This window comes from Pseudomonas farris, assembly GCF_019145235.1.
GTDB classification, from domain to species: Bacteria; Pseudomonadota; Gammaproteobacteria; order Pseudomonadales; family Pseudomonadaceae; genus Aquipseudomonas; species Aquipseudomonas farris.
Window position 1 is genome coordinate 98,006 of sequence record NZ_JAHSTV010000011.1, and the last position, 26,825, is coordinate 124,830.

Annotated in this window: 27 protein-coding genes; 22 read left to right on the plus strand and 5 right to left on the minus strand. The window is 58.9% G+C overall.

Annotated features, from left to right (window positions below):
• Positions 1-124 precede the first annotated feature (124 nt).
• Complete coding sequence (gene uraH, locus KVG95_RS22560) at positions 125-478, minus strand: hydroxyisourate hydrolase (protein ID WP_217858025.1); 354 nt, start codon at positions 476-478, stop codon at positions 125-127.
• Between the two features lie 435 nt (positions 479-913).
• On the opposite strand from uraH, the gene puuE reads away from it, so the two are divergent.
• From puuE to KVG95_RS22600, 8 genes are all read left to right on the plus strand, one after another.
• Positions 914-1,840, plus strand: a complete 927-nt coding sequence (puuE, locus tag KVG95_RS22565) for an allantoinase PuuE (protein WP_217858026.1) — start codon at positions 914-916, stop codon at positions 1,838-1,840.
• Complete coding sequence (gene uraD, locus KVG95_RS22570; RefSeq protein WP_217858027.1) at positions 1,837-2,352, plus strand: 2-oxo-4-hydroxy-4-carboxy-5-ureidoimidazoline decarboxylase; 516 nt, start codon at positions 1,837-1,839, stop codon at positions 2,350-2,352. Before puuE ends, uraD begins: the two co-directional genes overlap by 4 nt.
• A gap of 87 nt (positions 2,353-2,439) precedes the next feature.
• Positions 2,440-3,435 carry an allantoicase gene (gene alc, locus KVG95_RS22575; protein ID WP_030131652.1) on the plus strand — a complete coding sequence of 332 codons (996 nt, stop codon included), beginning with the start codon at positions 2,440-2,442 and terminating at the stop codon, positions 3,433-3,435.
• Positions 3,436-3,570: 135 nt separating this feature from the next.
• Complete coding sequence (locus tag KVG95_RS22580) at positions 3,571-4,074, plus strand: ureidoglycolate lyase (protein WP_052963640.1); 504 nt, start codon at positions 3,571-3,573, stop codon at positions 4,072-4,074.
• A gap of 50 nt (positions 4,075-4,124) precedes the next feature.
• The gene (locus KVG95_RS22585; RefSeq protein WP_217858028.1) at positions 4,125-5,429 is read left to right on the plus strand and encodes a urate hydroxylase PuuD; all 1,305 of its coding nucleotides are present in this window, start codon (positions 4,125-4,127) and stop codon (positions 5,427-5,429) included.
• A gap of 193 nt (positions 5,430-5,622) precedes the next feature.
• Positions 5,623-6,975, plus strand: coding sequence for a nucleobase:cation symporter-2 family protein (locus KVG95_RS22590; protein ID WP_217858029.1), 1,353 nt, complete (start codon positions 5,623-5,625; stop codon positions 6,973-6,975).
• Between the two features lie 155 nt (positions 6,976-7,130).
• A complete protein-coding gene (locus tag KVG95_RS22595) occupies positions 7,131-7,916 on the plus strand; it encodes an outer membrane protein OmpK (RefSeq protein ID WP_217858030.1) in 786 nt (261 codons plus the stop codon).
• Positions 7,917-8,291: 375 nt separating this feature from the next.
• The gene (locus tag KVG95_RS22600; protein ID WP_217858031.1) at positions 8,292-9,077 is read left to right on the plus strand and encodes an outer membrane protein OmpK; all 786 of its coding nucleotides are present in this window, start codon (positions 8,292-8,294) and stop codon (positions 9,075-9,077) included.
• 118 nt (positions 9,078-9,195) lie between these two features.
• Here the strand turns inward: KVG95_RS22600 and KVG95_RS22605 are convergent, their stop codons facing one another.
• The gene (locus KVG95_RS22605) at positions 9,196-10,368 is read right to left on the minus strand and encodes a patatin-like phospholipase family protein (protein WP_217858032.1); all 1,173 of its coding nucleotides are present in this window, start codon (positions 10,366-10,368) and stop codon (positions 9,196-9,198) included.
• 35 nt (positions 10,369-10,403) lie between these two features.
• Positions 10,404-11,336, minus strand: a complete 933-nt coding sequence (locus KVG95_RS22610) for a lipid A biosynthesis lauroyl acyltransferase (RefSeq protein ID WP_052963634.1) — start codon at positions 11,334-11,336, stop codon at positions 10,404-10,406.
• Between the two features lie 118 nt (positions 11,337-11,454).
• Here KVG95_RS22610 and minC point away from each other — a divergent pair, with 118 nt between their 5' ends.
• The 8 genes from minC (at position 11,455) to KVG95_RS22650 (ending at position 19,187) form a co-directional block, all read left to right on the plus strand.
• Positions 11,455-12,192, plus strand: a complete 738-nt coding sequence (gene minC, locus KVG95_RS22615) for a septum site-determining protein MinC (protein ID WP_052963713.1) — start codon at positions 11,455-11,457, stop codon at positions 12,190-12,192.
• 201 nt (positions 12,193-12,393) lie between these two features.
• On the plus strand, positions 12,394-13,206 hold the full coding sequence (minD, locus tag KVG95_RS22620) for a septum site-determining protein MinD (protein WP_050681334.1): 813 nt from the start codon (positions 12,394-12,396) through the stop codon (positions 13,204-13,206).
• Positions 13,206-13,460: a cell division topological specificity factor MinE gene (gene minE / locus KVG95_RS22625; protein ID WP_048394400.1), complete on the plus strand. Its 255-nt coding sequence runs from the start codon at positions 13,206-13,208 to the stop codon at positions 13,458-13,460. The genes minD and minE overlap by 1 nt, the downstream gene beginning before the upstream one ends.
• Positions 13,461-13,639: 179 nt before the next feature.
• Positions 13,640-14,275 carry an RluA family pseudouridine synthase gene (locus KVG95_RS22630; RefSeq protein WP_028941050.1) on the plus strand — a complete coding sequence of 212 codons (636 nt, stop codon included), beginning with the start codon at positions 13,640-13,642 and terminating at the stop codon, positions 14,273-14,275.
• Positions 14,276-14,432: 157 nt separating this feature from the next.
• The gene (locus tag KVG95_RS22635) at positions 14,433-15,272 is read left to right on the plus strand and encodes a protein kinase family protein (RefSeq protein WP_217858033.1); all 840 of its coding nucleotides are present in this window, start codon (positions 14,433-14,435) and stop codon (positions 15,270-15,272) included.
• A 91-nt stretch (positions 15,273-15,363) separates the two neighbouring features.
• Complete coding sequence (locus KVG95_RS22640) at positions 15,364-16,653, plus strand: M18 family aminopeptidase (RefSeq protein ID WP_052963632.1); 1,290 nt, start codon at positions 15,364-15,366, stop codon at positions 16,651-16,653.
• A 128-nt stretch (positions 16,654-16,781) separates the two neighbouring features.
• Complete coding sequence (locus KVG95_RS22645) at positions 16,782-16,958, plus strand: hypothetical protein (protein ID WP_167344810.1); 177 nt, start codon at positions 16,782-16,784, stop codon at positions 16,956-16,958.
• A 72-nt stretch (positions 16,959-17,030) separates the two neighbouring features.
• The gene (locus KVG95_RS22650) at positions 17,031-19,187 is read left to right on the plus strand and encodes a mechanosensitive ion channel domain-containing protein (protein ID WP_217858034.1); all 2,157 of its coding nucleotides are present in this window, start codon (positions 17,031-17,033) and stop codon (positions 19,185-19,187) included.
• A gap of 120 nt (positions 19,188-19,307) precedes the next feature.
• Here KVG95_RS22650 and KVG95_RS22655 read toward each other — a convergent pair whose 3' ends face one another.
• Positions 19,308-20,021 (minus strand): UTRA domain-containing protein, encoded by a 714-nt coding sequence (locus tag KVG95_RS22655; protein ID WP_123360108.1) that lies wholly within the window; start codon positions 20,019-20,021, stop codon positions 19,308-19,310.
• Between the two features lie 350 nt (positions 20,022-20,371).
• On the opposite strand from KVG95_RS22655, the gene KVG95_RS22660 reads away from it, so the two are divergent.
• From KVG95_RS22660 to KVG95_RS22685, 6 genes are all read left to right on the plus strand, one after another.
• On the plus strand, positions 20,372-21,436 hold the full coding sequence (locus tag KVG95_RS22660) for an ABC transporter substrate-binding protein (RefSeq protein WP_217858035.1): 1,065 nt from the start codon (positions 20,372-20,374) through the stop codon (positions 21,434-21,436).
• A 179-nt stretch (positions 21,437-21,615) separates the two neighbouring features.
• The gene (locus KVG95_RS22665) at positions 21,616-22,422 is read left to right on the plus strand and encodes an alkaline phosphatase family protein (protein WP_217858036.1); all 807 of its coding nucleotides are present in this window, start codon (positions 21,616-21,618) and stop codon (positions 22,420-22,422) included.
• A 5-nt stretch (positions 22,423-22,427) separates the two neighbouring features.
• Positions 22,428-23,264, plus strand: a complete 837-nt coding sequence (locus KVG95_RS22670; protein WP_195840091.1) for an ABC transporter permease — start codon at positions 22,428-22,430, stop codon at positions 23,262-23,264.
• Positions 23,251-24,051, plus strand: a complete 801-nt coding sequence (locus tag KVG95_RS22675; protein ID WP_217858037.1) for an ABC transporter permease — start codon at positions 23,251-23,253, stop codon at positions 24,049-24,051. The genes KVG95_RS22670 and KVG95_RS22675 overlap by 14 nt, the downstream gene beginning before the upstream one ends.
• A complete protein-coding gene (locus KVG95_RS22680) occupies positions 24,048-25,052 on the plus strand; it encodes an ABC transporter ATP-binding protein (protein WP_052963625.1) in 1,005 nt (334 codons plus the stop codon). The genes KVG95_RS22675 and KVG95_RS22680 overlap by 4 nt, the downstream gene beginning before the upstream one ends.
• 34 nt (positions 25,053-25,086) lie before the next feature.
• On the plus strand, positions 25,087-25,740 hold the full coding sequence (locus tag KVG95_RS22685) for an HAD family hydrolase (protein WP_217858038.1): 654 nt from the start codon (positions 25,087-25,089) through the stop codon (positions 25,738-25,740).
• A 113-nt stretch (positions 25,741-25,853) separates the two neighbouring features.
• Here the strand turns inward: KVG95_RS22685 and KVG95_RS22690 are convergent, their stop codons facing one another.
• Complete coding sequence (locus tag KVG95_RS22690; protein ID WP_217858039.1) at positions 25,854-26,816, minus strand: zinc-binding dehydrogenase; 963 nt, start codon at positions 26,814-26,816, stop codon at positions 25,854-25,856.
• Between the last annotated feature and the right edge of the window lie 9 nt (positions 26,817-26,825).

Sequence of the window (26,825 nt, forward strand, 5' to 3'; positions counted from 1 at the left end):
AGCGGGCTTGCTCGCGAAGGCGTCATCAGCAACACCACATATCTCAGGGCAAAAAAAAAGCCCGCAGTGTGAGCGGGCGAAAGACCAAAGAAGCTATATGCGCAGGATTCTTGGGGGGAAAGTCCTAGCTTCCTCTGTAGGTCGAATAGCTATACGGCGAAATCAACAACGGCACATGGTAGTGATCCTGTTCCGCAGAGATGCCGAAACGCAGCACCACCACATCCAGGAACGCAGGCTCAGGCAGCTGAACCCCACGGGCGCGGTAGTAATCACCCGCATGAAACTGAAGCTGATAAACCCCGGACCGATAGTCATCGCCTTGCAGCAGCGGCGCATCGACACGGCCATCGCTGTTGGTGAGCGCAGTGGCGACCCATTCCAGCTGCGAACCTTCAACGCGGTACAACTCGACCTTGATCGAACTGCCCGGGCAACCGTGTGCAGCGTCCAAAACGTGTGTAGTCAAACGTCCCATTGATTCTGCGCGCCTGCCTGCGTGGAGCAGTCAGACCTCGCGCCTCCCGAAGCCAGTTGAAAAGGAGACCGCACCGTTTCGGAGCACGAAAAGCTGCGGCGAGCGACTGATTAAGACATTTTTCAAAAAAATTGTACACAATAAAAACGACATTTTTACCGCTACCACCGTCATTCAGCCTTTGGCAGCGAATCTTGCGCCAAACCATAAGATCAAAGGACCTCTTATCCATTAGCTGACCAGTCAGGCAGGTTTCTTGCAATACTCTCCAAAGAGGGCAGTCAGTGAAAAATGCAAAAAATCAGGCTTACAAAGTGAATATAAAGTTGTATACAATCACTCCATCACTGTGACGCCAGCCTGCCCTCTCATCGCCAGGCCGCCACACACACCCTGACTTTGAATAAGTCGACACGAACAAGAAGGAAGACTGCAGTGAGCGCTGACTATCCACGCGACCTGATCGGTTACGGCAGTAACCCTCCTCACCCACACTGGCCGGGCAATGCCCGGATCGCGCTGTCCTTCGTGCTCAACTACGAGGAAGGTGGCGAGCGCAATATCCTGCACGGCGATAAAGAGTCCGAAGCTTTCCTCTCGGAGATGGTTTCGGCGCAGCCGCTGCAAGGCGAGCGCAACATGAGCATGGAATCCCTCTACGAGTATGGCAGCCGTGCCGGCGTCTGGCGGATTCTGAAACTGTTCAAGGAATTCGACATCCCGCTGACCATCTTCGCCGTGGCCATGGCCGCCCAGCGCCACCCGGACGTGATCCGCGCGATGGTCGAGGCCGGTCACGAGATCTGCAGCCACGGCTATCGCTGGATCGACTACCAATACATGGACGAAGCGCAGGAACGCGAGCACATGCTCGAAGCGATCCGCATCCTCACCGAAATCACCGGCGAGCGCCCACTGGGTTGGTATACCGGCCGCACCGGCCCGAACACCCGTCGGCTGGTGATGGAAGAAGGCGGTTTCCTCTACGACTGTGACACCTACGACGACGACCTGCCCTACTGGGAACCGAACAACCCGACCGGCAAGGCGCATTTGGTGATCCCGTACACCCTGGACACCAACGACATGCGCTTCACCCAGGTCCAGGGTTTCAACAAGGGCGACGATTTCTTTGAGTACCTGAAAGACGCCTTCGATGTGCTGTACGCCGAAGGCGCCGAAGCACCGAAGATGTTGTCGATCGGCCTGCACTGCCGGCTGATCGGCCGTCCGGCGCGCCTGGCCTCGCTCAAACGCTTTATCGAATACGCTAAAAGTCATGAACAGGTGTGGTTCAGCCGTCGCGTCGACATCGCCCGTCACTGGCACGAAACCCACCCGTATCAAGGGGCCGCGAAATGAGCCACTTCCAAACCCTGAAGCCCTCGACCCTGAGCCGCGACGCGTTTGTCGCCGCCTTCGCCGACATCTACGAACACTCGCCATGGGTGGCCGAAAAGGCCTTCGACCTGGGCCAGGACGCTTCGATCGACGAGATCGAAACCCTGCACCAGCGCATGAGCGACATCCTGTTGAGCGCTGATCACGCAAGCCAACTGGCCCTGATCAACGCTCACCCGGACCTGGCCGGCAAAGCCGCCGTCCAAGGCCAGCTTACCGCAGCCAGCACTGAAGAACAGTCTGGCGCGGGTATTCACCAATGCACGGCCGAAGAGTTCCAGCGCTTCACCGAGCTGAACGACGCCTACAAGGCCAAGTTCAAGTTTCCCTTCATCATGGCGGTAAAAGGCAGCAACCGGCATCAGATCCTCGCGGCGTTCGAAACGCGCATTCACAACTCGGTCGACACCGAATTCAAATGCGCGCTGGCGGAGATCAACAAGATCGCTTTGTTCCGTTTACTGACCCTATAGCGAGCCTTGCCCGAGTGTTCAAAACGCGAAATCACCCAGGGCACTGCGAGCATCCCAAGCCAACTTATTTAAAGGCAGACAAGAAGAATGAAAGCTTACGCCGTACCTTTCGAGAAGTTCGTCAACCTGGCCGACGCCCGTCTGGGCACCAAAATCATCTCGGTCACCGATGACTGGTTCGCAGACGCCAACCGTCTGTTCCAACCGACCCCGGCCGTGTGGAAGGAGGGCGTGTTCGATGACAACGGCAAGTGGATGGACGGCTGGGAGTCGCGCCGCAAGCGCTTCGAAGGCTACGACAGCGCGGTGATCCGCCTGGGCGTACCGGGCTCGATCAAAGGCGTGGACATCGACACTTCATTCTTCACCGGCAACTTCCCGCCGTCGGCCTCCCTGGAAGCCTGCTTCCTGGCCTCGGGCGAGCCGGACGAAAACACCCAGTGGACTGAAGTGCTGTCGGCCGTCGAGTTGCAAGGCAACAGCCACCACTACCATGAAATCAACAACGACCAGGCGTTCAGCCACCTGCGTTTCAACATCTACCCGGATGGCGGCGTCGCCCGTCTGCGTGTGTACGGCATTCCGTTCCGCGACTGGTCAGCTGTGGGCGACAACGAACAGGTCGACCTGGCCGCAGCTCTGAACGGTGGCCGTGCGCTGGCCTGCTCCGACGAACACTTCGGCCGCATGAGCAACATCCTCAACCCGGGCCGTGGCATCAACATGGGCGACGGCTGGGAAACCGCACGTCGTCGTACGCCGGGCAATGACTGGGTGATCGTCGCGCTGGGCCATGCGGGCGAGATCGAAAAAGTCATCGTCGACACCCTGCACTTCAAAGGCAACTACCCGGACACCTGTTCGATCCAGGGTGCATTCGTGAAGGGTGGCACCGACAGCCAGATCGAAACCCAATCGCTGTTCTGGCGTGAACTGTTGCCAAGCCAGAAGCTGGAAATGCACGCCGAACACACCTTCGCCGAGCAGATCAAGGCGCTGGGCCCGATCACCCACATCCGCCTGAACGTGTTCCCGGATGGGGGCGTGAGCCGCCTGCGGGTATTGGGCAAGGTCGCGAAGTAACACCCGATCGCTCCCACGCTCTGCGTGGGAATGCATACCGTGACGCTCCGCGTCACAGTGGACGCGGAGCGTCCATGGCGGCGTTCCCACGCAGAGCGTGGGAACGATCAAATTATAAAGACTAAGAAGACCAGCATGCGCACATTGACGATTGAACCGCTGACCAAAGAAGCCTTCGCCCCTTTCGGTGACGTGATCGAAACCGACGGCAGCGATCACTTCATGATCAACAATGGTTCGACCATGCGCTTTCACAAACTGGCTGTGGTCGAAACCGCCACGCCAGAGGACAAGGCGATCATCAGCATCTTCCGCGCCGACGCGCAGGACATGCCGCTGACCGTCTGCATGCTGGAGCGTCACCCGCTGGGCAGCCAGGCTTTCATTCCGCTGCTCGGCAACCCCTTTCTGATCGTGGTCGCGCCACTTGGCGATGAACCTGTATCAGGCTTGGTCCGCGCCTTCGTCACCAACGGCAGGCAGGGCATTAATTACCATCGCGGCGTTTGGCACCACCCGGTGCTGACGATCGAAAAGCGGGATGACTTCCTGGTGGTTGATCGCAGTGGCACAGGCAACAACTGCGATGAGCATTTTTTCAAAGAGGATGAGCGTTTGATCCTCGCCCCCCACCAATAAGAGAAGGTCTGATCACTCGACAACAGAGTGACAGGCGAGAGGTAAAGACTGTGGAAGCACATCTGTTGGAATGGCTGAACCTGAGCGTGCGCTGGGTTCACATGATTACTGGCGTGGCCTGGATCGGCGCGTCGTTCTATTTCGTCTGGCTGGAAAACAACCTCAATCGGGTCAACCCGAAAAACGGGCTGGCGGGCGATTTGTGGGCGATCCACGGCGGCGGTATCTATCACCTGGAAAAATACAAACTGGCTCCACCGACCATGCCGGACAACCTGCACTGGTTCAAATGGGAAGCCTACTTCACCTGGCTGTCGGGGGTCGCACTGCTGTGCGTGGTGTTCTACTCCAACCCGACGCTGTACTTGCTCGCTCCGGGCAGCAGCCTGACCGGCCCTGAAGGTGTTCTGCTGGGCATCGGTTCGCTGTTCGTCGGCTGGTTTGTCTACTCCTTCCTCTGCGACTCGGCCCTGGGCAAACGCCCTGCCCTGCTAGGCGCAATCCTGTTCGTGCTGATCATTGGCGCCGCTTACGGCTTCAGCAAAGTGTTCAGCGGTCGTGGTGCGTACCTGCACGTCGGCGCGATCATCGGCACCATCATGGTCGGCAACGTGTTCCGTATCATCATGCCGGCGCAGCGCGCCTTGGTGGCGGCGATCGCCGAGAACCGCACGCCCGATCCGGCGCTGCCGGCCAAAGGCTTGCTGCGTTCGCGCCACAACAACTACTTCACCTTGCCGGTGCTGTTCATCATGATCAGCAACCACTTCCCGAGCACCTACGGCAGCCAATACAACTGGCTGATCCTGGCCGGGATCGCGGTACTGGCGGTGTTGGTGCGTCACTACTTCAACACCCGTCATGACAGCCACAAGTTTGCCTGGACCCTGCCCGTTGCGGCGGTCGGCATGATCTGCCTGGCCTACGTGACCGGGCCGGCACCGATGTCCAGCGCACCGGAAGTGGCCAAGGCGCCTGGGACCATCGAGTACCAGCCGCTGCCGGAAACGGCCCTTGGTGGTGGCAAGAAACCGGCTGAAGCTGCACCCGCGGCGGCCCCTGAAACTGCACCCGCCCAGGCATCAAATGCCGGTCCTGCCTTCGACAAGGTGCACGACGTGATCCAGGAACGCTGCACGGTCTGCCATTCGGCCAAACCCACCAGCCCGCTGTTCAGCGCAGCGCCCGCGGGCGTGATGTTCGATACCCCGGAGCAGATCAAGCTCCAGGCCCCGCGCATCCAGGCCCAGGCTGTTGCCAGCCAGATCATGCCACTGGGCAACATCACCCAGATGACCCAACAGGAACGTGACTTGATTGGTGCGTGGATTGTTCAGGGGGCCCAAACCCAATAAGCAACACGCCGTTGTGGCGAGGGGGCTTGCCCCCGTTCGAACGCGAAGCGGTCGCAAAACCAGAGGATGCGGTCCTCCAGATAGGACGCGGTTGTTGGTTTTGGGGCTGCTCCGCAGCCCAACGGGGGCAAGCCCCCTCGCCACAGGTCCACCTGACACAAATCACAAGAATAAAAAAGATCCGAGGTGTTGCATGTCCGAGCTATCCGAAGCCCGCATCCCCGACGCACCCGCCATTCAGCGCTTACCCCTTTTGCAACTGATCCTGGTCGGTCTGCAACACGTTCTACTGATGTACGGCGGAGCCATCGCGGTGCCGCTGATCATCGGGCAGGCCGCAGGGCTGAGCCGTGAAGAAATCGCCTTCCTGATCAACGCCGACCTGCTGGTGGCCGGCATCGCCACCATCGTCCAGTCGCTGGGCATCGGCCCGATGGGCATCCGCATGCCGGTGATGATGGGCGCCAGTTTCGCCGCGGTCGGCAGCATGGTGGCCATGGCCGGGATGCCTGGCATCGGCCTGCAAGGGATTTTCGGCGCGACCATCGCCGCCGGATTCTTCGGCATGGTCATCGCGCCGTTCATGTCCAAAGTCGTGCGCTTCTTCCCGCCACTGGTGACCGGCACCGTCATCACCTCGATCGGTTTGTCGCTGTTCCCCGTGGCCGTGAATTGGGCCGGCGGCGGTGCTGACGCAGCTCAATTCGGTTCGCCTGTTTACCTGGCTATCGCTGCATTGGTACTGGCTACGATTCTGTTGGTCCATCGTTTCATGCGCGGTTTCTGGGTCAACATTTCGGTGCTGATCGGTATGTGCCTGGGCTACGTCATCTGCGGCGTCATCGGCATGGTCGACCTCAGCGGCATGGCCCAGGCACCGTGGCTGCAAATCGTCACGCCACTGCATTTCGGCATGCCGCAATTCCACCTCGCGCCGATCCTTTCGATGTGCCTGGTGGTGGTGATCATCTTCGTCGAGTCCACCGGGATGTTCCTGGCGCTGGGCAAAATCACGGGGCAGGACGTCACGCCACGGATGCTGCGTCGCGGCTTGCTGTGTGATGCCGGCGCTTCGTTTTTCGCCGGTTTCTTCAACACTTTCACCCACTCCTCTTTCGCCCAGAACATCGGTTTGGTGCAGATGACCGGCGTGCGTTGCCGTTCGGTGACCATCGTTGCCGGCGGCTTGCTGATAGTGCTGAGCCTGCTGCCGAAAGCGGCATTCCTGGTGGCATCGATTCCACCCGCAGTACTGGGCGGCGCGGCCATTGCGATGTTCGGCATGGTCGCCGCCACCGGGATCAAGATTCTTCAAGAGGCCGATATCGGTGACCGTCGCAACCAATTGCTGGTGGCGGTGAGCATCGGCATGGGGCTGATCCCGGTGGTACGCCCGGAATTCTTCGCGCACCTGCCAATGTGGATGAGCCCGATCACCCACAGCGGCATCGCCATGGCCACGCTGAGCGCCTTGGCGCTGAACCTGTTGTTCAACATTCTTGGCGGTCACGAGCGCGAAACCGTCAACGACTGTCACGCGCACTAACAAGTAACAACACAAACCCTGTGGGAGCGGGCTTGCTCGCGAAGGCGTCGTATCAGTCGACATTCATGTTTCTGACACACCGCTTTCGCGAGCAAGCCCGCTCCCACAGGTTGGATGCCTGCGCCTCAAACAATAAAAACAAGAGGGAGCAACAGATGATTCGGACAAAAACCAGCGTGCTGTTGGGCACTGGCCTGTTGGCCGCGAGTCAAGCCATGGCCGGGGATTTGCTGCTGTGGCAGACCAACAGCCTGAGCTATCTGTATGGCAAGGATTTCGCGGTCAACCCGTCGATCCAGCAGACGATAACCTTTGAGCACGCCGACCGCTGGAAGTACGGCGACAACTTCCTGTTCGTCGACAGCACTTACTACAACGGCGAGAAAGACCGGAACAAAGGCGTTCACGCCTATTACGGCGAGTTCAGTCCGCGCCTGTCTTTCGGCAAAATCCTCGACCACCGTTTCGAATTCGGCCCGATCAAGGACGTGTTGCTGGCCATGACCTACGAGAATGGCGAAGACGACACTGAGGCCTATCTGATCGGCCCCGGTTTCGACCTCTCGGTACCGGGCTTCAATTTTTTCACCTTGAACTTCTACTATCGCCAGACCGAAGGCTCGCGTCCCGGCGACGATGTCTGGCAGATCACGCCGGCCTGGTCCTACACCCTGCCATTGGGCAGTTCGAACCTGTTGATCGACGGCTACATCGACTGGGTCGTGGATAACGACCAAAACTCACATGGCAGCTACCACGCCAACCTGCACTTGAACCCGCAGATCAAATATGACCTGGGGAAGGCCTTGGGCTGGCGGGAGAAACAGGTGTACGTCGGCGTCGAATACAGCTACTGGAAAGACAAATACGGCATCGAAAACAACGCCAACCTCGACACTAACGAGAACACCACCAGCCTGCTGGTGAAGGTGCATTTCTAGATGATCCGCAACCGTGCTCCAAACCTGTCGTCGATGCGCTGTTGCGGGGCACTTGAGACCTGGCCGAGGAGTCAGTATTCTCCGCGGCCGCCCGAATCTGGTCTAAAAAAAAGCCCGGATTTAATTCCTGACCAGAAAGCCAACTTATCCCGGCGCTGGACGGTACCAAGGCACTCCAAAACCACTCTCAATCGACTGCTCTTGAGCCGCCGAACGGGAGTTTTTTGGCTTTTTAAAAGCCTTGGCTCAGCTCTTGCTAACAGCACTGAAGCTGACCGATTGGATGATTTTTTACAGCTAAAGAAAAAGGCGCCACACCAGAGCGCCGACCTTAGAAAAATAACGTGGAACCACCTACTTTTTGGGAGCAACCGAATGAAACGTACGTGCACCAGCCTGATGCTCGCGGGATCCTTGCTGGCCGGGGGCCAGGCAATGGCCGGCGACTTGCTGCAATGGCAGAACAACAGTCTGACCTACCTCTATGGCAAAGACTTCCAGGTCAACCCGCGCATTCAGCAAACCGTCACCTTCGAGCACGCCGATGCCTGGAAATACGGCGACAACTTCGTGTTCGTCGACAAGATTTTCTACAACGGCAAAGAAGACAGCGGCGTCGGCTCGAACACCTATTACGGCGAAATCAGCCCGCGCTTGTCGTTTGGCAAGATCTTCGATCAGAAACTGGAGTTCGGCCCGGTCAAGGACGTGCTGCTGGCCATGACGTACGAATTCGGTGAGGGCGATACCGAGTCCTACCTGATCGGTCCTGGTTTCGACCTGGCGATTCCCGGGTTCGACTACTTCCAGTTGAACTTCTACCAGCGTCACACCGAGGGCAGTCGCCCGGGTGACAACGTCTGGCAGATCACCCCGGTCTGGTCCTACACCATTCCCGTGGGCGATTCGAACATCCTGATCGATGGTTTCATGGACTGGGTGGTCGACAACGACAAGAACAGCAAAGGCACCTACCACGCCAACCTGCACTTCAACCCACAGATCAAATACGACTTGGGTAAAGCCCTGAACATTGGCGAGAAGCAGTTGTACGTCGGTGTCGAGTACGACTACTGGTCAGACAAGTATGGGATCAAGGACAGCCAGTACTTCAAGACCGATCAGAGCAACACGAGCTTCCTGGTGAAGTTCCACTTCTAATCGTAAAAGCTTCGCGGGCAAGCCTCGCTTCCACAGGTTTTGTGTCGTTCGCCGATGATGTGAACGACACAAAACCTGTGGGAGCGAGGCTTGCCCGCGAATTGCCGCACCGCAAATCTCAAGCCGAAACCGCAGGCTCCACCAACCCCAGAAACCGGCACAGCTCATCCCGCTTGGCCAACGCATCGCGCCGCCCCAGATCGATCAACTCGCTGCAATACCCCGCCTCAAACAGCAGATAACTCAGCACCCCCGCCCCGCTAGTCTTGGTCGCCCCCGGCCCGCGCAAAAACAGACGCAAGGCCGCCGGTAATTCCTGGCGATGCCGCGCCGCAATTTCATCGATTGGCTGACTCGGCGAAATCACCAGCACGTCCACCGGCGCTGCTCCCAATGCACGACTCGGTACGCCGTCGGGCAGCAGATGGCTGAACTGATTCAGACGCTGCAGCAACTCGATGTCACTTTCCAGGCTGTCAATGAACGTACTGTTGAGCATGTGCCCGCCTATTTGTGCCAGGGTCGGCTGCTGACCGGTGTAGGCGCGTTGCAGCGGCTGTTCCGGGTCGACCCCGCGCGGGTTGCCGCTGACGCCCACCACCAGCACGCGGCTGGCACCCAGGTGCAGGGCCGGGCTGATCGGTGCCGATTGACGTACCGCGCCATCGCCAAAATATTCTTCGCCGATTTTCACCGGCGCAAACAGCAATGGAATCGCCGAACTGGCCAGCAAGTGTTCGACGCTCAATTGGGTCGGCACGCCGATTCGCCGATGGCGCAACCAGGATTCGATGGTGCCGCCACCCTGATAAAACGTGACGGCCTGACCGGACTCATAGCCAAACGCCGTGACCGCCACCGCCTTCAATTGCTTTTGCGCGATGGCCTCGGCAATCCCGGGCATGTGCAGTTTGTCGTTGAGCAAACCGCGCAGCGGCGAGCTGTTGAGCAGGGCCACTGGCACCGGAGCGCCAATCCCCATCAGATTGTGACTGACAAAACGGGTGGCTTGGTGGATCACCCCAGGCCAGTCGCTGCGCAATACCAGATGGCTACGGAAACCTTGCCAGAAGGCGGTCAGACGCTGAATCGCGCCGCGAAAGTCCATTGCCCCACTGGCCAGGCTGACCGCGTTGATCGCGCCGGCCGAGGTGCCGACGATCACCGGAAACGGATTCGCCGCCCCCACCGGCAGCAGCTCGGCAATCGCCGCCAGCACGCCCACCTGATAAGCCGCCCGAGCCCCGCCGCCGGAAAGTATCAACCCTGTAACCGGTTCAGCAGAACTCATCGCAACACTCCATGGTGCTTAAAGGGATCGGTGACTCAACCGCGTTTGGCGTACAGCTTCGGTTCGCCCGGTGGACGGCTCTTGAAGCGGCGATGTGCCCAGAGGTATTGCTCCGGACATTCGCGCAAAGCACTTTCGACCCACTGGTTGATGCGAATGCAGTCAGCCTCTTCCGTCTCGCCGGGAAAACCCTCGAGCGGCGCATGAATCACCAACCGATAACCACTGCCGTCAGCCAGGCGTTGCTGAGTGAACGGTACGACCAGCGCCTTGCCCAGCCGCGCGAACTTGCTGGTGGCGGTGACGGTCGCCGCCTGAATCCCGAACAACGGCACGAAGATACTTTGCTTGGCGCCATAGTCCTGATCCGGTGCGTACCAGATCGCTCGGCCTGCCCGCAGCAGTTTGAGCATGCCACGCACGTCGTCGCGCTCCACCGCCAGCGAGTCAAGGTTGTGCCGCTCGCGGCCACGACGCTGGATGTAGTCGAACAGCGGATTTTTGTGTTCGCGGTACATGCCATCGATGGTGTGCTGCTGACCGAGCAGCGCCGCGCCGATCTCAAGCGTGGTGAAATGCACGGCCATCAGAATCACGCCCTTGCCGTCGCGCTGGGCCTGCTGCAAATGTTCCAGGCCTTCGACATGAGCCAGTTTCGCCAGACGCCTGCGCGACCACCACCAGCTCATGGCCATCTCGAAGAAGGCGATGCCGGTGGAGGCGAAGTTTTCCTTGAGCAGACGCTTGCGCTCGGCAGCGGTCTTTTCAGGGAAACACAGCTCAAGATTGCGCTTGGCAATGCGCCGTCGGTCGCCGGCCACTCGATACATCAATGCACCCAAGACGCGACCGACCGACAGCAACGCCGGATACGGCAGCTGCACAATCAGCCACAACAGCCCCAAGCCACACCACAGCGGCCAGAAACGTGGAGAAAGAAATGCTGTTCGAAAACGCGGGCGATCCATTAAAGGTTCCGTCAAGACAGTGGCCGCGCATTCTACATCGTTCGACCCGGCTTGCGGCCTGCGGGCGTTCTCGTTATAAGTCTCGGCACTTTTAGTGACAAGCCGTTGTATGCCGACCATGAGCCAAACCGAACCGCTAGACCAAAATCCCGTGTTCCAGTTGAAGGGCAGCATGCTCGCCATTACGGTGCTGGAACTGGCCCGTAACGACCTTGAGAACCTTGATCGGCAACTCGCCGCAAAGGTCGCCCAGGCGCCCAACTTCTTCAGTAACGCGCCGCTGGTCCTGGCCCTGGACAAACTCCCGGCCAGCGAAGGCTCGGTCGATCTGCCCGGACTGATGCGCATCTGCCGCCAGCACGGCCTGCGCACCCTGGCGATCCGTGCCAGCCGCATCGAAGACATCGCCGCCGCCATCGCGGTCGATCTGCCGGTGCTGCCGCCGTCCGGTGCCCGTGAGCGGCCGCTCGACCCGAACGAAGGCATCGTTGCAAAAAAACCGGAAAAACCACCGGAGCCGACCATCAAACCGACCAAAATCATTACCTCGCCGGTACGCGGTGGCCAGCAGATTTATGCTCAGGGTTGCGATTTGGTGGTGATTTCGTCGGTCAGCCCGGGGGCGGAACTTCTCGCCGATGGGAACATCCATGTATACGGCGCGATGCGCGGTCGTGTCTTGGCCGGCGTCAAAGGTGACACGAAAGCCAGGATTTTCTGTCAGCAAATGACCGCTGAACTGGTCTCCATCGCCGGCCACTACAAGGTTTCCGAGGATTTGCGTCGTGATCCATTGTGGGGCGCGGGCGTACAAGTCAGCCTGTCGGGCGACGTGTTGAACATCATTCGGCTTTAACGGATACTGCCGCATTTTCCAAGCATCTCTAAAACGTAGCGAAAACGGCTCAAACGAAGTAGGAAAAAGGCTAAAAGCAGTGTTTACCGGGGGTAAACGCCGCTCAGAACCGGATTCCAGCCAAGGCTGTCCGACTGCAGTAGTTTTTCAAGAGATGTTTTTCAGGGGCTAAACGTCCTTTTTCCTTAGGGGTAAAACACCTTGGCCAAGATTCTCGTGGTTACATCCGGCAAGGGTGGTGTGGGTAAGACCACCACCAGCGCCGCTATCGGTACCGGCCTCGCTCTGCGTGGTCACAAAACAGTTATTGTCGACTTTGACGTCGGCCTGCGTAACCTCGACCTGATCATGGGTTGCGAGCGCCGCGTGGTGTATGACTTCGTCAACGTGGTAAACGGCGAAGCCAACCTGCAACAGGCGCTGATCAAAGACAAGCGCCTGGAAAACCTCTACGTCCTGGCCGCCAGTCAGACCCGCGACAAAGACGCGCTGACCCTGGAAGGCGTGGAAAAAGTGCTGATGGCACTCAAAGAAGACTTCGAATTCGTGGTCTGCGACTCCCCGGCGGGCATCGAGAAAGGCGCCCACCTGGCCATGTACTTCGCTGATGAAGCGATTGTCGTGACCAACCCGGAAGTGTCATCGGTACGTGACTCGGACCGCATGCTCGGCCTGCTGGCCAGCAAGTCCCGTCGCGCCGAGAACGGCGAAGAGCCGATCAAGGAACACCTGCTGCTGACCCGCTACAACCCTACACGCGTGAGCAACGGCGAAATGCTCGGCGTCGAAGACGTCAAGGACATCCTCGCAGTTACCCTGCTGGGCGTGATTCCGGAATCGCAAGCCGTCCTCAAAGCCTCCAACCAGGGCGTGCCAGTGATTCTCGACGACCAGAGCGACGCCGGTCAGGCGTACAGCGATGCGGTCGATCGTCTGCTGGGCAAAACCGTGGACCATCGTTTCCTCGATGTCGAGAAGAAGGGATTCTTCGAGCGACTTTTTGGAGGTAGGTAATGAACCTTTTTGACTTCTTTCGTGCCAACAAAAAGCCTAATACCGCCTCGGTAGCGAAAGAGCGTCTACAGATCATCGTGGCGCATGAACGCGGCCAGCGCAGTACGCCGGATTACCTGCCAGCCTTGCAGAAGGAACTGGTGGAAGTGATCCGCAAGTACGTCAATATCGGGTCCGATGACGTGCATGTCGCTCTGGAAAACCAGGGCAGCTGCTCGATTCTGGAACTCAATATCACCCTGCCAGATCGCTGAGTCGATCCGACAGGAGCCACGGCGGCGCAGAACCTTCGAGCCTGTGTAGGAGCTGCCGCAGGCTGGGATCTCTTGATCTTGTTTTAAAAGCAAAATCAAAAGATCGCAGCCTGCGGCAGCTCCTACACGGACAGTGAAGGTTCTGAGCCGCCGTTGGCGTTTGTTACGAGGCTGTTTTAATGCCGTTGTCCAACATCCGCATCATCCATCAGGACGCCGCCGTACTGGTGGTAGACAAGCCGACCCTGTTGCTCTCCGTCCCTGGCCGGGCCGATGACAACAAGGACTGCCTGATTACGCGTCTGCAAGAAAACGGCTACCCGGAAGCACGAATTGTTCATCGGCTGGACTGGGAAACCTCCGGCATCATTCTGCTGGCCCGCGACCCGGATACACATCGCGAGCTGTCTCGGCAATTTCACGACCGCGAAACCGAAAAGGCCTACACCGCCCTGTGCTGGGGGCAACCGGAACTGGACAGCGGTAGCATCGACCTGCCCCTGCGCTACGACCCGCCGACCAAGCCACGCCATGTGGTGGACCACGAGTTCGGCAAGCATGCCTTGACCTTCTGGCGTGTGCTGGAGCGTTGTGGCGACTGGTGCCGCGTCGAGCTGACACCGATCACCGGCCGCTCTCACCAGTTGCGCGTGCACATGCTCTCCATCGGCCACCCGCTGTTGGGTGACGGGCTTTACGCCCATGAGCAAGCACTCGCTGCCTGGCCACGTCTGTGCCTGCACGCGAGCATGCTGAGTTTCACTCACCCGCAAAGCGGCGAACGCTTGCGATTCGAGTGCCCTGCGCCCTTCTGAATAACACGCCGGACACACATAACGCCCTTCCGTCGAAGGGCGTTTTTATTTGCTATTTGCTAACACAAAACGCCGTTAAGATAACGTGAAGAAATTGTTATGGTTTTGTAAAAAAATCGTGAAATGATCGCACTTAGATATCAGGCAGGACGCCCTTGTGTTCAGCAGTAAGACACTCCAACTCGACTACCCCTTCACTTTCAGCCTGTTCAACACCACGCTGCACTTGAGCGAACAGCCTTGCGTCGAAACCCGACAGGCGCTTGAACAGCTGATTAACAAACGCCGCGCTCGCAAACTCTCACGGGCAAGCGCGCCACTGGTATCCGGCGATACACCGCTGTTTGCCAAGGTCCAGCCGCTGGACTCCTTCAAGGCTAAAGTCCGGGTAACCCTGGGCAAGCCGCAGCGCAATGGCCGATTCGACTGGCCACTGGAAGAGCTGATCAATACCCATGAAGCGCAACACCGCGGGGTGCAAATGCCACCTCTGCAAGGCTTCGGCTATACCCGTGATCGAATGGGCCTGACCCAAGAGTATTTCATTCTCACGCGCCTGCTCGACGACCATGTCAACGGCGTGCAATGGCTCATCCAGCACCCGAAGCACGTCGAAGCCTTCATTCTCGATGCGTTCGAATTGCTGCATTCCTTGGCCCTGAAGAACATCACGCACATGGATTTCTGGGCCGGCAACATCATGATTCCCGAAACACGCAAACCTCTCAAAGCCATCGATTTTGAAAACTGCTTTTCCGGCAAGACTACTCATTCCAGCGAAACCCTGGGTTTCCAGTTGGGATTCTTTTATCGCCGGGATATCTACAAGTTCATCACCGAAGCCGACTATGACCGTTTGGTGGATGAATACGTCAGACAGCAACCCGACTTTTCGCGGGAAAAATTCGACCCGGTATATCTCGCAAGCAAACATGAACACGTTGGCCGCAAGCAGCGTCGCGAAGTGTTCCTCTGTGGCGAACTGATCACCGGCTGACTTTCCAGTAGTCGTTACACCGGATGGCATTGTGTCTGCAATGCCGTGGGCCAATACGTTAAACTGGCGCCACTGCTGTCTGGAGCTTCTTATGCGCGAAGAGTTGAACCAAGGCCTGATCGACTTCCTCAAGGCCTCCCCTACCCCGTTCCATGCCACCGCCAGCCTAGTTCAGCGTCTGGAAGCGGCCGGCTTTTTGCGCCTCGACGAACGCGAGCCGTGGACCACTGAAGCCAATGGTCGTTACTACGTCACCCGTAACGACTCTTCAATCGTCGCGTTCAAAATGGGCCGTCATTCGCCCTTGCACGGCGGCATCCGCCTGGTCGGTGCGCACACCGACAGCCCGTGCCTGCGGGTCAAACCCCAGCCGGAGCTGCAACGCCAGGGTTTCTGGCAACTGGGTGTCGAAGTCTATGGCGGTGCACTGCTGGCGCCGTGGTTCGACCGCGATCTGTCTCTGGCCGGCCGCGTGACGTTCCGCCGTGATGGCAAGGTCGAGAGCCAATTGATCGACTTCAAGGCACCGATCGCGATCATTCCGAACCTGGCCATTCACCTCAACCGCGAAGCCAACATGGGCTGGGCGATCAATGCCCAGACCGAACTGCCGCCGATCCTCGCGCAATTCGCCGGTGACGAGCGTGTGGACTTCCGCGCCGTGCTCACCGATCAACTGGCCCGCGAACATGGCCTGAACGCCGACGTGGTGCTCGATTACGAGCTGAGCTTCTACGACACCCAAAGCGCCGCGGTCATCGGCCTGCATGGCGATTTCATTGCGGGTGCGCGCCTGGATAATTTGCTGTCGTGCTACGCCGGCCTGCAAGCATTGCTGACGACTGAAACCGACGAAACCTGTGTGCTGGTCTGCAACGATCACGAAGAAGTCGGTTCCTGCTCGGCCTGTGGCGCCGACGGCCCGATGCTTGAGCAAACCCTGCGCCGTCTGTTGCCTGAAGGGGATGAATTCGTACGGACCATTCAGAAATCCCTGCTGGTCTCGGCCGACAACGCCCACGGCGTGCACCCGAACTATGCGGACAAGCACGACGCCAACCACGGCCCGAAACTCAACGCCGGCCCGGTGATCAAGGTCAACAGCAACCAGCGCTACGCCACCAACAGCGAAACCGCCGGTTTCTTCCGCCATTTGTGCATGGCTGAAGAAGTACCGGTGCAGAGCTTCGTGGTACGCAGCGACATGGGCTGCGGTTCGACCATCGGCCCGATTACCGCCAGCCATCTGGGCGTGCGCACCGTGGACATCGGCCTGCCGACGTTCGCCATGCACTCGATCCGCGAGCTGTGCGGCAGCCATGACCTGGCGCACCTGGTCAAAGTGCTGAGCGCGTTCTACGCCTGCCGCGAATTGCCGTAGTCCTTGGTGATTAAAAGGTAACTCTTGTGGCGAGGGAGCTTGCTCCCTCGCCACGATGATCTTCATCACCTCCGCTCGTCCGAAAGCCGCCTAGACTTGCAATACCCCTCTCCGACAAGGCTGTCACCATGATCTCGATGTCATCATTCCACTCCATGCTGATCCCGATTCTTTCCGGGATGATCATGCTGGCCATCGGCTTCAACTTTCGCGACAAGAACGTTGGTGTGTTCGCGATGTGGGTTGGCATGCTGATGATCCTCGCCACCGTGATCTACAAGATCCTCGCCAAACTCAACGAATAAATCCTCGCGCCTGGCTCGCATTGATTTTGACGGGCTCGTACACTCGGCCGATTCGTTCATCCGAGGTTGACCGTGTTCGCTCGTCTTTTTGCCCTCCCATGTTTATTCCTTGTCTGCCTGATGACACTGCTGCCGATGGCACCTGCCCAGGCGGTCAGTTTGCCGGGGCTGCTCAATGGCTCGGCGAAAACCCAGCCGCAAGCACAGGAGCCGCTGGGGCAATCGCTGGACGAAGTCATCAAGTCTCTGGAAAACGATCAGCAGCGCACCCAGCTACTGACGGACCTGAAAAAACTGCGCGACGTCACCCAAAAGGCTCAGCCAACCACCGAAGAAGGCGTGCTGGGCCTGATCGGCGGCACCCTGGCCGGTTTCGAAAAGCAATTTTCCGGCGCCGATAGCCCTCTCAATCGCTGGTCCGAAGAGGTCGATCTGGCCAAGGATGAACTGGCGGCGCTGATGCTGCCGGCCAATGAATGGCTGCCGATCATCTTCGCGTTCGCTGTGATCCTGATGGTCTGGAGCCTGCTGGCCGCCGCCCTGATCTGGCTCGGCCACCGGGTACGCATGCGCTTTGGCCTGACCGAAGAATTGCCGCAACACCCTAAGGCGCTGGACATGCTGCGCTTCGCCTTGCGCAAACTCGGGCCGTGGTTGATTGCCTTGGTCATGACGGTTTACATGACTTACGCCCTGCCTTCGTCATTGGGCAAAAGCCTGGCCATGGTGCTGGCCTATGCGCTGGTGGTCGGCACTTGTTTCTCGGCGATCTGCGTCATCGCGTTCTCCGTGCTGGATGGCCCGCATCGTCATCGCGCCTTGTACATCCTGCGGCATCAGGCCTTTCGCCCGTTGTGGCTGATTGGCAGTTTCGCCGCCTTCGGTGAAGCCCTCAGCGATCCACGTCTGGTTGAAAGCCTCGGCAGTCACCTGGCTCACACAGCAGCGACGTTCGCCAATGTGTTGGCGGCGATCTTCACCGGTTTTTTCATTCTGCGTTTCCGTCGGCCCATCGCCCACTTGATCCGCAACCAGCCGCTGTCCCGGCGCCTGACTCGTCGAGCCTTGAGTGACACGATCGAAATCCTCGGCACCTTTTGGTATCTGCCGGCGCTGGTGCTGGTGGGCATTTCGCTGTTCGCCACCTTCGTCTCCGCCGGCGACACCAGCACTGCCTTGCGTCAGTCACTGATCTGCACCGTGCTGCTGGTGTTGTGCATGGTCATCAACGGGCTGGTGCGCCGCCACTCACTCAAACCGCAACGCAGCGTGAAGCGCCACGCGCTGTATTCGGATCGCCTGAAAAGCTTCTTCTACACCCTCGCCCATCTGCTGGTGTGGCTGGCATTCATCGAACTCGGCCTGCGCGTCTGGGGCATGTCGCTGATCCGCTTCACCGAAGGCGAAGGCCATGAAGTCAGCGTCAAACTGTTCAGCCTCGGTGGCACGCTGATTTTTGCCTGGCTGATCTGGATTCTCAGTGACACCGCCGTGCATCACGCCCTCACCCGCTCGCGCAAAGGCCTGGCCAATGCTCGCGCACAGACCATGATGCCGCTGATCCGCAACGTGCTGTTCGTGGCGATTTTCATCATCGCGCTGATCGTCGCTCTGGCGAACATGGGCATGAACGTTACGCCGTTGCTGGCCGGTGCCGGTGTGATCGGTCTGGCCATCGGCTTCGGCGCGCAGTCACTGGTGGCCGACCTGATCACCGGGCTGTTCATCATCATCGAAGACTCCCTGGCCATCGACGACTACGTGGACGTCGGCGGCCACCTGGGCACGGTCGAAGGCCTGACCATCCGCACCGTACGCCTGCGGGACATCGACGGTATCGTTCACACCATTCCGTTCAGCGAAATCAAAAGCATCAAGAACTACTCCCGGGAATTCGGCTACGCGATCTTCCGGGTGGCGGTGCCCTCCAACATGGACATCGACGAGGCGATCAAACTGATGCGCGACGTCGGCCAGAAAATGCGCACCGACCCGCTGCAACGGCGAAACATCTGGTCGCCGCTGGAGATTCAGGGGGTAGAAAGTTTCGAGTCCGGCAACGCGATTCTTCGCGCACGCTTTAAAACCGCACCGATCAAACAGTGGGAAGTTTCCCGGGCGTTCAACCTGTCGCTCAAGCGACATCTGGACGAAGCCGGGCTGGATCTGGCGACGCCACGGATGAGTGTCCACGTCGCCACGGCGACGGGTGGGCCGCAGAAAGAATAGCCTTGGCTTCCAGGCCGCCATCGCGAGCAGGCTCACTCCCACATGGGGTTTTGTGAACGACATAGATCCATTGTAGGAGCGAGCCTGCTCGCGATGGCGGCGACTCGGTTTTTCTGCGAACTAAACCACATCCACCCCGACATGAATCGCATCATGGCGCCAGAACTCCAGGTCACAATCGATCAATCGCTGGTGCTGATCGTAATTGACCCGGGCAATCCGCAACCCCGGGCTGCCCACCGACACCCGTAAAGCCGCCGCTGCGTCCACCGACAACGCCGTTGGCACAATCTCGAAGCGCACCCGTCCGTAATGCAAGTCGTAATGCCGGGCATACAGTTCGGTCATCGACTGATTCAGATCGAAGTCCAGAATCCCCGGGAAAAACTGTGGGTTCAGGTAGTGCTCCACATACAGCACCAATCGCCCGTCAATCCGTCTTGAGCGGCAGATCTGGATCACGCTCGACAGCGCCGGCAACTGCAACCAGGCACACACCGCCGCCGACGCCGGTTGCAACCGCGCCGAGATCACCTCGGTGGACGGCACCCGCCCCTGCGCACTGACCATCGCGTGAAAGTGGCTGCGCTGCATCAGGTTATAAGCCAGCCGGGGTGGCGATACGAACCAGCCGCGTCGCTCCTCGCGATAAATCTGCCCCTGGGCCTCCAGTTGCAATAACGCCTCACGCACGGTGATACGCGTGGTACCGAACAACTCACTGAGCTTGCGCTCCGCCGGCAACTTGCTCCCCGGCGCCAACAGACCGTGGTCGAGCTGCTCCTGCAGAACCTGCCCGATGGCTGTCACCGCTTTGGTGGTCTCGATGCGCATCAACGTTACCTATCTGGACTAGACCAGCACTGATTCGGGGCAGAACCGTCATTTAAATCGGTTCCATCAACTGCCTGCAAGCCTAGGCACTGCATATGACTGACAGATGACAAAGCCGCCGAACGGTTGCGCCAGACGCCTGCAATTTTATGGCCAAGTCCCTTTCATATCAGCTCTTTAGCCATGGTCTACGCTTATCTCGCACCCCGCGTATCCGAGCGCAGAAAATTCAGGCCGACCGGTCGTCGACATCAAAATGTCATCCAATCCGCCTAAATTGGCTCAGGTATTGCTGACCTAGACCAACACAACCGCAATCGCAGCGTTGAAAACGCCCAAAGGAGCTTCGGATGAAACAGTTTTTCCTGGCATCACTGTTAGGCTCGACCATTGCCCTGTGCACCTCCGCCATGGCGGCGGATGATCTGAAAACCCTGGAAGCCGCTGCGAAAGCGGAAGGCTCAGTCAACAGCGTCGGCATGCCCGATGACTGGGCCAACTGGAAAGGCACCTGGGAAGACCTGGCCAAGAAATATGGCCTGAAACACATCGACACCGACATGAGCTCGGCTCAGGAAATCGCCAAGTTCGCCGCCGAAAAAGACAACGCCACCGCCGACATCGGCGACGTCGGTGCCGCCTTCGGCCCGATCGCGGTCAAGCAGGGCGTGGTGCAACCTTATAAGCCAACTACCTGGGAACAGATTCCGGATTGGGCCAAGGACAAGGACGGTAACTGGGCGCTGGCCTACACCGGCACCATCGCATTTATCGTCAACAAAAAACTGCTGCACGGTTCTGAAGCACCGACCAAATGGGCTGACCTCAAGACTGGCAAGTACAAAGTTTCCATCGGTGATGTAAGCACCGCGGCCCAGGCTGCCAACGGTGTACTGGCCGCCGCCCTCGCCAACGGTGGTGACGAGAAAAATATTCAGCCAGCCCTGTTGCTGTTCGCTGACATCGCCAAGCAAGGCCGCCTGTCAATGGCCAACCCGACGATCGCCACCATGGAAAAGGGTGAGATCGAAGTCGGCGTGGTCTGGGACTTCAACGGTCTGAGCTACAAGGCCAAGATGGCGAATCCGGATGACTACATCGTGCTGATTCCATCCGATGGCTCGGTGATTTCCGGTTACACCACCATCATCAACAAATACGCGAAAAACCCGAACGCCGCCAAGCTGACCCGCGAATACATCTTCAGCGATGCCGGCCAAATCAACCTGGCGAAAGGCAACGCCCGTCCGATCCGCGCCGAGCACATTAAACTGCCGGAAGACGTGAAAGCCAAACTGTTGCCTAACGAGCAGTACAAAAAGGTTACGCCAATCAAAGACGCCGACGCGTGGGAGAAGACTTCCAAGTCGCTGCCGCAGAAGTGGCAGGAAGAAGTCATCATCAACATGCCGTAACACCGCAGATCCCCATTCGGGGATCAGATGGAGACCCAATGTGAGAGCGGGCTTGCTCGCGAAGAGGGACTGACATTCAACATTGATGTTGGCTGACAGTCCGCCTTCGCGAGCAAGCCCGCACCCACAGGGGATTGGTTGCGTACTTGAATCATCTGTTTTTGTGGAGTCCCAGCCCTATGAAGCACAACGTCATCCTTGTCGTGCTCGACGGCCTCAATTACGAAGTCGCGCGCCACGCCATGGGGCATCTGCAGGCTTACGTTGGCGCAGGACGCGCGGCACTCTACAAGCTGGAGTGCGAACTGCCGGCCCTGTCCCGACCACTTTATGAATGCATCCTGACCGGCGTTACGCCGATCGACAGCGGCATCGTTCACAACAACGTCTCGCGCCTGTCCAACCAGCGCAGCATCTACCATTACGCCACCGACGCCGGCCTGAAAACCGCGGCCGCGGCCTATCACTGGGTCAGCGAGTTGTATAACCGTTCGCCGTTCGTGGCCGCCCGGGATCGTCATACCGATGACCCCAGACTGCCGATCCAGCACGGTCACTTCTACTGGAACGACCACTACCCGGACTCGCACCTGTTCGCCGACGCGGAAAACTTGCGCCTGCGCCACGCGCCGAACTTTTTATTGGTCCATCCCATGAACATCGACGACGCCGGGCACAAGCATGGCCTCGACACCTCGCAGTACCGCAACAGCGCCCGCTCGGCTGACATCATCCTCGCCGATTATCTGCAAGGCTGGCTCGACGCCGGTTACCAGGTGCTGGTGACGGCTGACCACGGCATGAACAACGACCGCTCGCACAACGGCCTGCTGCCCGAAGAACGCGAAGTGCCGCTGTTCGTCCTCGGCGATGCCTTCAGCTTCAACAAAAACGCCGCACCGAAACAGATCGACATCTGCGGCACCGTCTGCGAACTGCTGGGCGCGCCCCACGACAAACCTGTGTGCCGGGAGCTGCTCAAGTGAACGCCATGACCCGCGGTAAATGGCTGGCCGCTCTGTGCCTGGTGCCCTTCGCGATTTTCTTCTTCGTGTTCCAGATCGCCCCGCTGCTCTGGGTGATGATCAACAGCCTGGAATCGGAAGAGTTCGGCTGGGGCCTGGCCAACTTCAGCAAAATCTTCAACTCGAAGTTCTATCTGCAGGCGATCCAGCACAGCCTCGAGATCAGTTTCTGGTCCAGCGTGTTCGGCATCATCATCGCCGTACTCGGCGCCTACTCCTTGCGCCGGGTCGACTCGAAACTGCGCAACTTCGTCAACGCCTTCGCCAACATGACCAGCAACTTCGCCGGCGTGCCCCTGGCCTTCGCGTTCATCATTTTGCTGGGGTTCAACGGCACCTTCACCATCATGCTCAAACAGGCCGGGATCATTCAGGATTTCAACCTGTACTCGAAAACCGGGCTGATCATTCTCTACACCTACTTCCAGATTCCTCTCGGCGTGCTACTGCTCTACCCGGCTTTCGACGCCTTGCGCGAAGACTGGCGTGAGTCCGCCGAATTGCTCGGCGCCAACGGCTGGCAGTTCTGGCGGCACATCGGTTTACCGGTGCTAACCCCGGCGCTGCTCGGCACATTCGTCATCCTGTTGGCCAATGCCCTCGGCGCGTACGCCACGGTCTACGCCCTGACCACCGGCAACTTCAACGTATTGCCGATCCGCATTGCGGCGATGGTCTCCGGCGACATTTCCCTCGACCCGAACCTGGCCAGCGCCTTGGCCGTGGTGTTGGTGGCGTTGATGACCCTGGTGACCATCGTGCATCAGCTGCTGTTGAAGAGGAGCTACCATGTCTCGCGTTGAACTGGGGCCCGTCGGTGTCTATCACCGCGTCGTGGCGTATTTGTTGTTTGCCATTCTGCTGTTGCCGCTGCTCGGAACGCTGATCTACTCGATCTCCAGCAGTTGGTCCGCGACGATCATGCCCAGCGGTTTTACCTTCAAGTGGTACCTCCAGCTGTGGAGTGATCCGCGCTTTCTCGACGCGTTCGGCCAGTCGTTGCTGGTCTGCGTCGGCTCGTTGATTCTGTCGGTGGTGCTGATTCTGCCGCTGCTGTTCGTGGTGCATTACCACTTCCCGAAACTCGACGCATTGATGAACATCCTGATCCTGCTGCCCTTCGCGGTGCCGCCGGTGGTGTCGTCGGTGGGGCTGTTGCAGCTCTACGGCTCGGGGCCGTTCGCGATGGTTGGCACGCCGTGGATTCTGATCGGTTGCTACTTCACCGTGGCGCTGCCGTTCATGTACCGAGCGATCACCAACAACCTGCAAGCGATCAACCTGCGCGACCTGATGGACTCCGCACAACTGCTCGGCGCCAGCACCTGGCAAGCGGCATTCCTGGTGGTGCTGCCGAACCTGCGCAAGGGTTTGATGGTGGCGTTGCTGCTGTCGTTCTCGTTCCTGTTCGGCGAGTTTGTGTTCGCCAACATCCTCGTCGGCACCCGCTACGAAACCCTGCAGGTTTACCTCAACAATATGCGTAACAGCAGCGGCCACTTCACCAGTGCGCTGGTGATCTCCTACTTCTTCTTTGTGCTGGTTCTGACCTGGGCTGCCAATATCTTGAACAGGGACAAAAGCGAATGAGCTACGTGAGCGTCCAACATCTTCAAAAAAGCTACTCTCAAATAGGGCAGTCCGGCACCACGGTGTTCAGCGACATCAACTGCGAAATCAAGAAAGGCGAATTCGTCACCCTTCTCGGTCCATCCGGTTGCGGCAAGTCCACCCTGCTGCGTTGCATCGCCGGGCTGACCTCGGTGGACGGCGGCAAGATCCTGCTGGAAGGTCAGGACCTCGTCCCGCTGAGCCCGCAAAAACGCGGAATCGGTATGGTGTTCCAGAGTTACGCGCTGTTCCCGAACATGACCGTGGAGCAGAACGTCGCCTTCGGCTTGCGCATGCAGAAGGTCAACGCGGACGACAGCCACAAGCGCGTTGCCGAAGTGCTGGCACTGGTAGAGCTCAAGGACTTCGCCGCCCGTTACCCGCATCAATTGTCCGGTGGCCAGTGCCAGCGTGTCGCCCTGGCTCGCTCGCTGGTGACCCGGCCTCGGTTGTTGTTGCTGGATGAGCCGCTGTCGGCATTGGATGCACGCATTCGCAAGCACCTGCGCGAACAGATCCGACAGATCCAGCGCGAACTGGGCCTGACCACGATCTTTGTCACTCACGATCAGGAAGAAGCCCTGACCATGTCTGATCGAATCTTCCTGATGAACGAGGGAAAGATCGTACAGAGCGGCGATGCCGAAACCCTTTACACTGCGCCAGTCGATGTTTTTGCCGCAGGCTTCATCGGCAACTACAACCTGCTGGACGCCGACAGCGCGTCGAAACTATTGCAGCGACCGATCACCCATCGTCTGGCGATTCGCCCGGAAGCCATCGAGCTGAGCCTGAACGGCGAACTCGACGCGCAGATTCGCAGCCACAGCCTGTTGGGCAACGTGATTCGCTATCGGGTCGAAGCCCGGGGCGTGGAATTGGTGGTGGATGTGCTGAACCGTTCGGCGGCCGACCTGCACCCCGATGGTCAGCGTCTGGCGCTTTCCATCGATCCGACGGCCCTGTGTGAGGTAGCCTGATGACTTTGCTGATGTTGAAGAGAGAACTGCACTGATGGCCCTGGCAATTTTTGATCTGGACGAAACCCTGATCCACGGCGACTGCGCCACCCTCTGGAGCGAGCAAATGGGCCGCCTGGGCTGGGTCGATCCCGAGTCGTTCATGCGCAAGAACAATGAGCTGATGGACGCCTATAGCCACGGCAAATTGCGCATGGAAGAGTACATGGACTTCAGCCTCGAACCGATGATCGGTCGCACGCCGGAAGAGCTTGAACATTTGGTGGCGCCTTGGGTGGAAGACTTCATCGAGCCGATCATCTTCAGCGACGCCACCAAAGCCATCGCCGCCCATCGCAAGGCCGGCGACCGGATCCTGGTGATCTCGGCCTCGGGCACACATTTGGTCAAGCCGATTGCCGACCGCTTGGGCATCGACGAGATTCTCGGCATCGAGCTGGAACTGCTGCACGGGGTGTACAGCGGCAATACCATTGGCACCCTGACGTACCGCGAAGGCAAGATCACCCGGTTGATGGAGTGGCTGGATGCGGAAGAGGAAAACCTCGAAGGCGCGAGTTTCTATTCCGACTCACGCAATGATTTGCCATTGCTGCTGAAGGTGGATTTCCCACATGTGGTGAATCCGGATCCGGTGCTGCTTGAGCACGCCGAAAAGGCCGGCTGGCCGATCCATATCTGGAAATAACCCGCCCCTGTGGGAGCGAGCCTGCTCGCGATGAACGATAACGCGGTCTTACAGATGAACCGCGTCGCCTGAATCGCGAGCAGGTTCGCTCCCACAGGTTCAGAGCATTGTCGTCAGGTCAGGCTGTCGTCGATCACCAACACCAGTTTGCCGGAAACCTTATTGGTCGCCAGTTCCGCAAACGCCGCTTCGGCATCCTTGATCGCAAATGTCCTGGCCAGTTGCGGGCTCAAACGCCCTTCGGCAAACAGCGGCCAGACATGCTGGCCAAGATCACTGAACAAATCGGCCTTGAACTGCTCGTCGCGACTGCGCAGGGTCGAACCCAGCAGTTGCACACGCTTGGCCAATACCTGCGCCAGATCCAGCTGCGCTTCACGACCACCCATCAAACCGATCAGTACCCAACGACCATCGCGAGCCAGCAGCTTGAGGTTCAACGCCGCATAGTTGCCACCCACCGGGTCGAGGATCACATCGAACGGCGCGAGATCATTCAAGCTATCCAGATCGCCATTGCGCACTACGCCACCCTGTGCGCCCAACGCTTCGCAGTAAGCCAGACGCTCGGCAGAACCGACGCTGACCCAGCACGGGTTACCAAACGCCTTGCACAGCTGAATGGCAGCTGAACCGATTCCACTCGCTCCGGCGTGCAGCAGAACTTTCTCACCCGGTTTGAGCGCAGCCAGTTGAAACAAATTCAGCCAAACGGTCGCATACACTTCCGGCAGTGCTGCCGCCTCGGCCAGGGACAAACATTCGGGAACCGGCAACACATGCCGTCCGTCGACAACTACCTCTTCAGCCATCCCACCCCCGGCCAGCAAGGCGCAAACCCGATCGCCGACCTGCCAGGAAGAGCCCGGACCGACCTCGCTGATCACCCCGGAGCACTCAAGACCCAGTACTTGACTGGCCCCCGGCGGTGGCGGGTAAAGTCCTGCTTTCTGTAACAAATCGGCGCGATTGAGTCCTGCTGCCGCTACTCGGATGCGAACTTGTCCTACATCGCACGTAGGACTCGGCTCTTCAACCCACTCCACTCGCCCCTCAACGCCTTGCAATGCTTTCACAGTGCCTCC

Coding starts and splice junctions, on each gene's coding strand:
- uraH (WP_217858025.1), bottom strand. CDS start 478: ATGGGACGTTTGACTACACACGTTTTGGACGCTGCACACGGTTGCCCG.
- uraD (WP_217858027.1), top strand. CDS start 1,837: ATGAGCCACTTCCAAACCCTGAAGCCCTCGACCCTGAGCCGCGACGCG.
- alc (WP_030131652.1), top strand. CDS start 2,440: ATGAAAGCTTACGCCGTACCTTTCGAGAAGTTCGTCAACCTGGCCGAC.
- KVG95_RS22580 (WP_052963640.1), top strand. CDS start 3,571: ATGCGCACATTGACGATTGAACCGCTGACCAAAGAAGCCTTCGCCCCT.
- KVG95_RS22590 (WP_217858029.1), top strand. CDS start 5,623: ATGTCCGAGCTATCCGAAGCCCGCATCCCCGACGCACCCGCCATTCAG.
- KVG95_RS22595 (WP_217858030.1), top strand. CDS start 7,131: ATGATTCGGACAAAAACCAGCGTGCTGTTGGGCACTGGCCTGTTGGCC.
- KVG95_RS22600 (WP_217858031.1), top strand. CDS start 8,292: ATGAAACGTACGTGCACCAGCCTGATGCTCGCGGGATCCTTGCTGGCC.
- KVG95_RS22605 (WP_217858032.1), bottom strand. CDS start 10,368: ATGAGTTCTGCTGAACCGGTTACAGGGTTGATACTTTCCGGCGGCGGG.
- KVG95_RS22610 (WP_052963634.1), bottom strand. CDS start 11,336: ATGGATCGCCCGCGTTTTCGAACAGCATTTCTTTCTCCACGTTTCTGG.
- minC (WP_052963713.1), top strand. CDS start 11,455: ATGAGCCAAACCGAACCGCTAGACCAAAATCCCGTGTTCCAGTTGAAG.
- minE (WP_048394400.1), top strand. CDS start 13,206: ATGAACCTTTTTGACTTCTTTCGTGCCAACAAAAAGCCTAATACCGCC.
- KVG95_RS22630 (WP_028941050.1), top strand. CDS start 13,640: ATGCCGTTGTCCAACATCCGCATCATCCATCAGGACGCCGCCGTACTG.
- KVG95_RS22640 (WP_052963632.1), top strand. CDS start 15,364: ATGCGCGAAGAGTTGAACCAAGGCCTGATCGACTTCCTCAAGGCCTCC.
- KVG95_RS22645 (WP_167344810.1), top strand. CDS start 16,782: ATGATCTCGATGTCATCATTCCACTCCATGCTGATCCCGATTCTTTCC.
- KVG95_RS22655 (WP_123360108.1), bottom strand. CDS start 20,021: ATGCGCATCGAGACCACCAAAGCGGTGACAGCCATCGGGCAGGTTCTG.
- KVG95_RS22660 (WP_217858035.1), top strand. CDS start 20,372: ATGAAACAGTTTTTCCTGGCATCACTGTTAGGCTCGACCATTGCCCTG.
- KVG95_RS22665 (WP_217858036.1), top strand. CDS start 21,616: ATGAAGCACAACGTCATCCTTGTCGTGCTCGACGGCCTCAATTACGAA.
- KVG95_RS22670 (WP_195840091.1), top strand. CDS start 22,428: ATGACCCGCGGTAAATGGCTGGCCGCTCTGTGCCTGGTGCCCTTCGCG.
- KVG95_RS22675 (WP_217858037.1), top strand. CDS start 23,251: ATGTCTCGCGTTGAACTGGGGCCCGTCGGTGTCTATCACCGCGTCGTG.
- KVG95_RS22680 (WP_052963625.1), top strand. CDS start 24,048: ATGAGCTACGTGAGCGTCCAACATCTTCAAAAAAGCTACTCTCAAATA.
- KVG95_RS22685 (WP_217858038.1), top strand. CDS start 25,087: ATGGCCCTGGCAATTTTTGATCTGGACGAAACCCTGATCCACGGCGAC.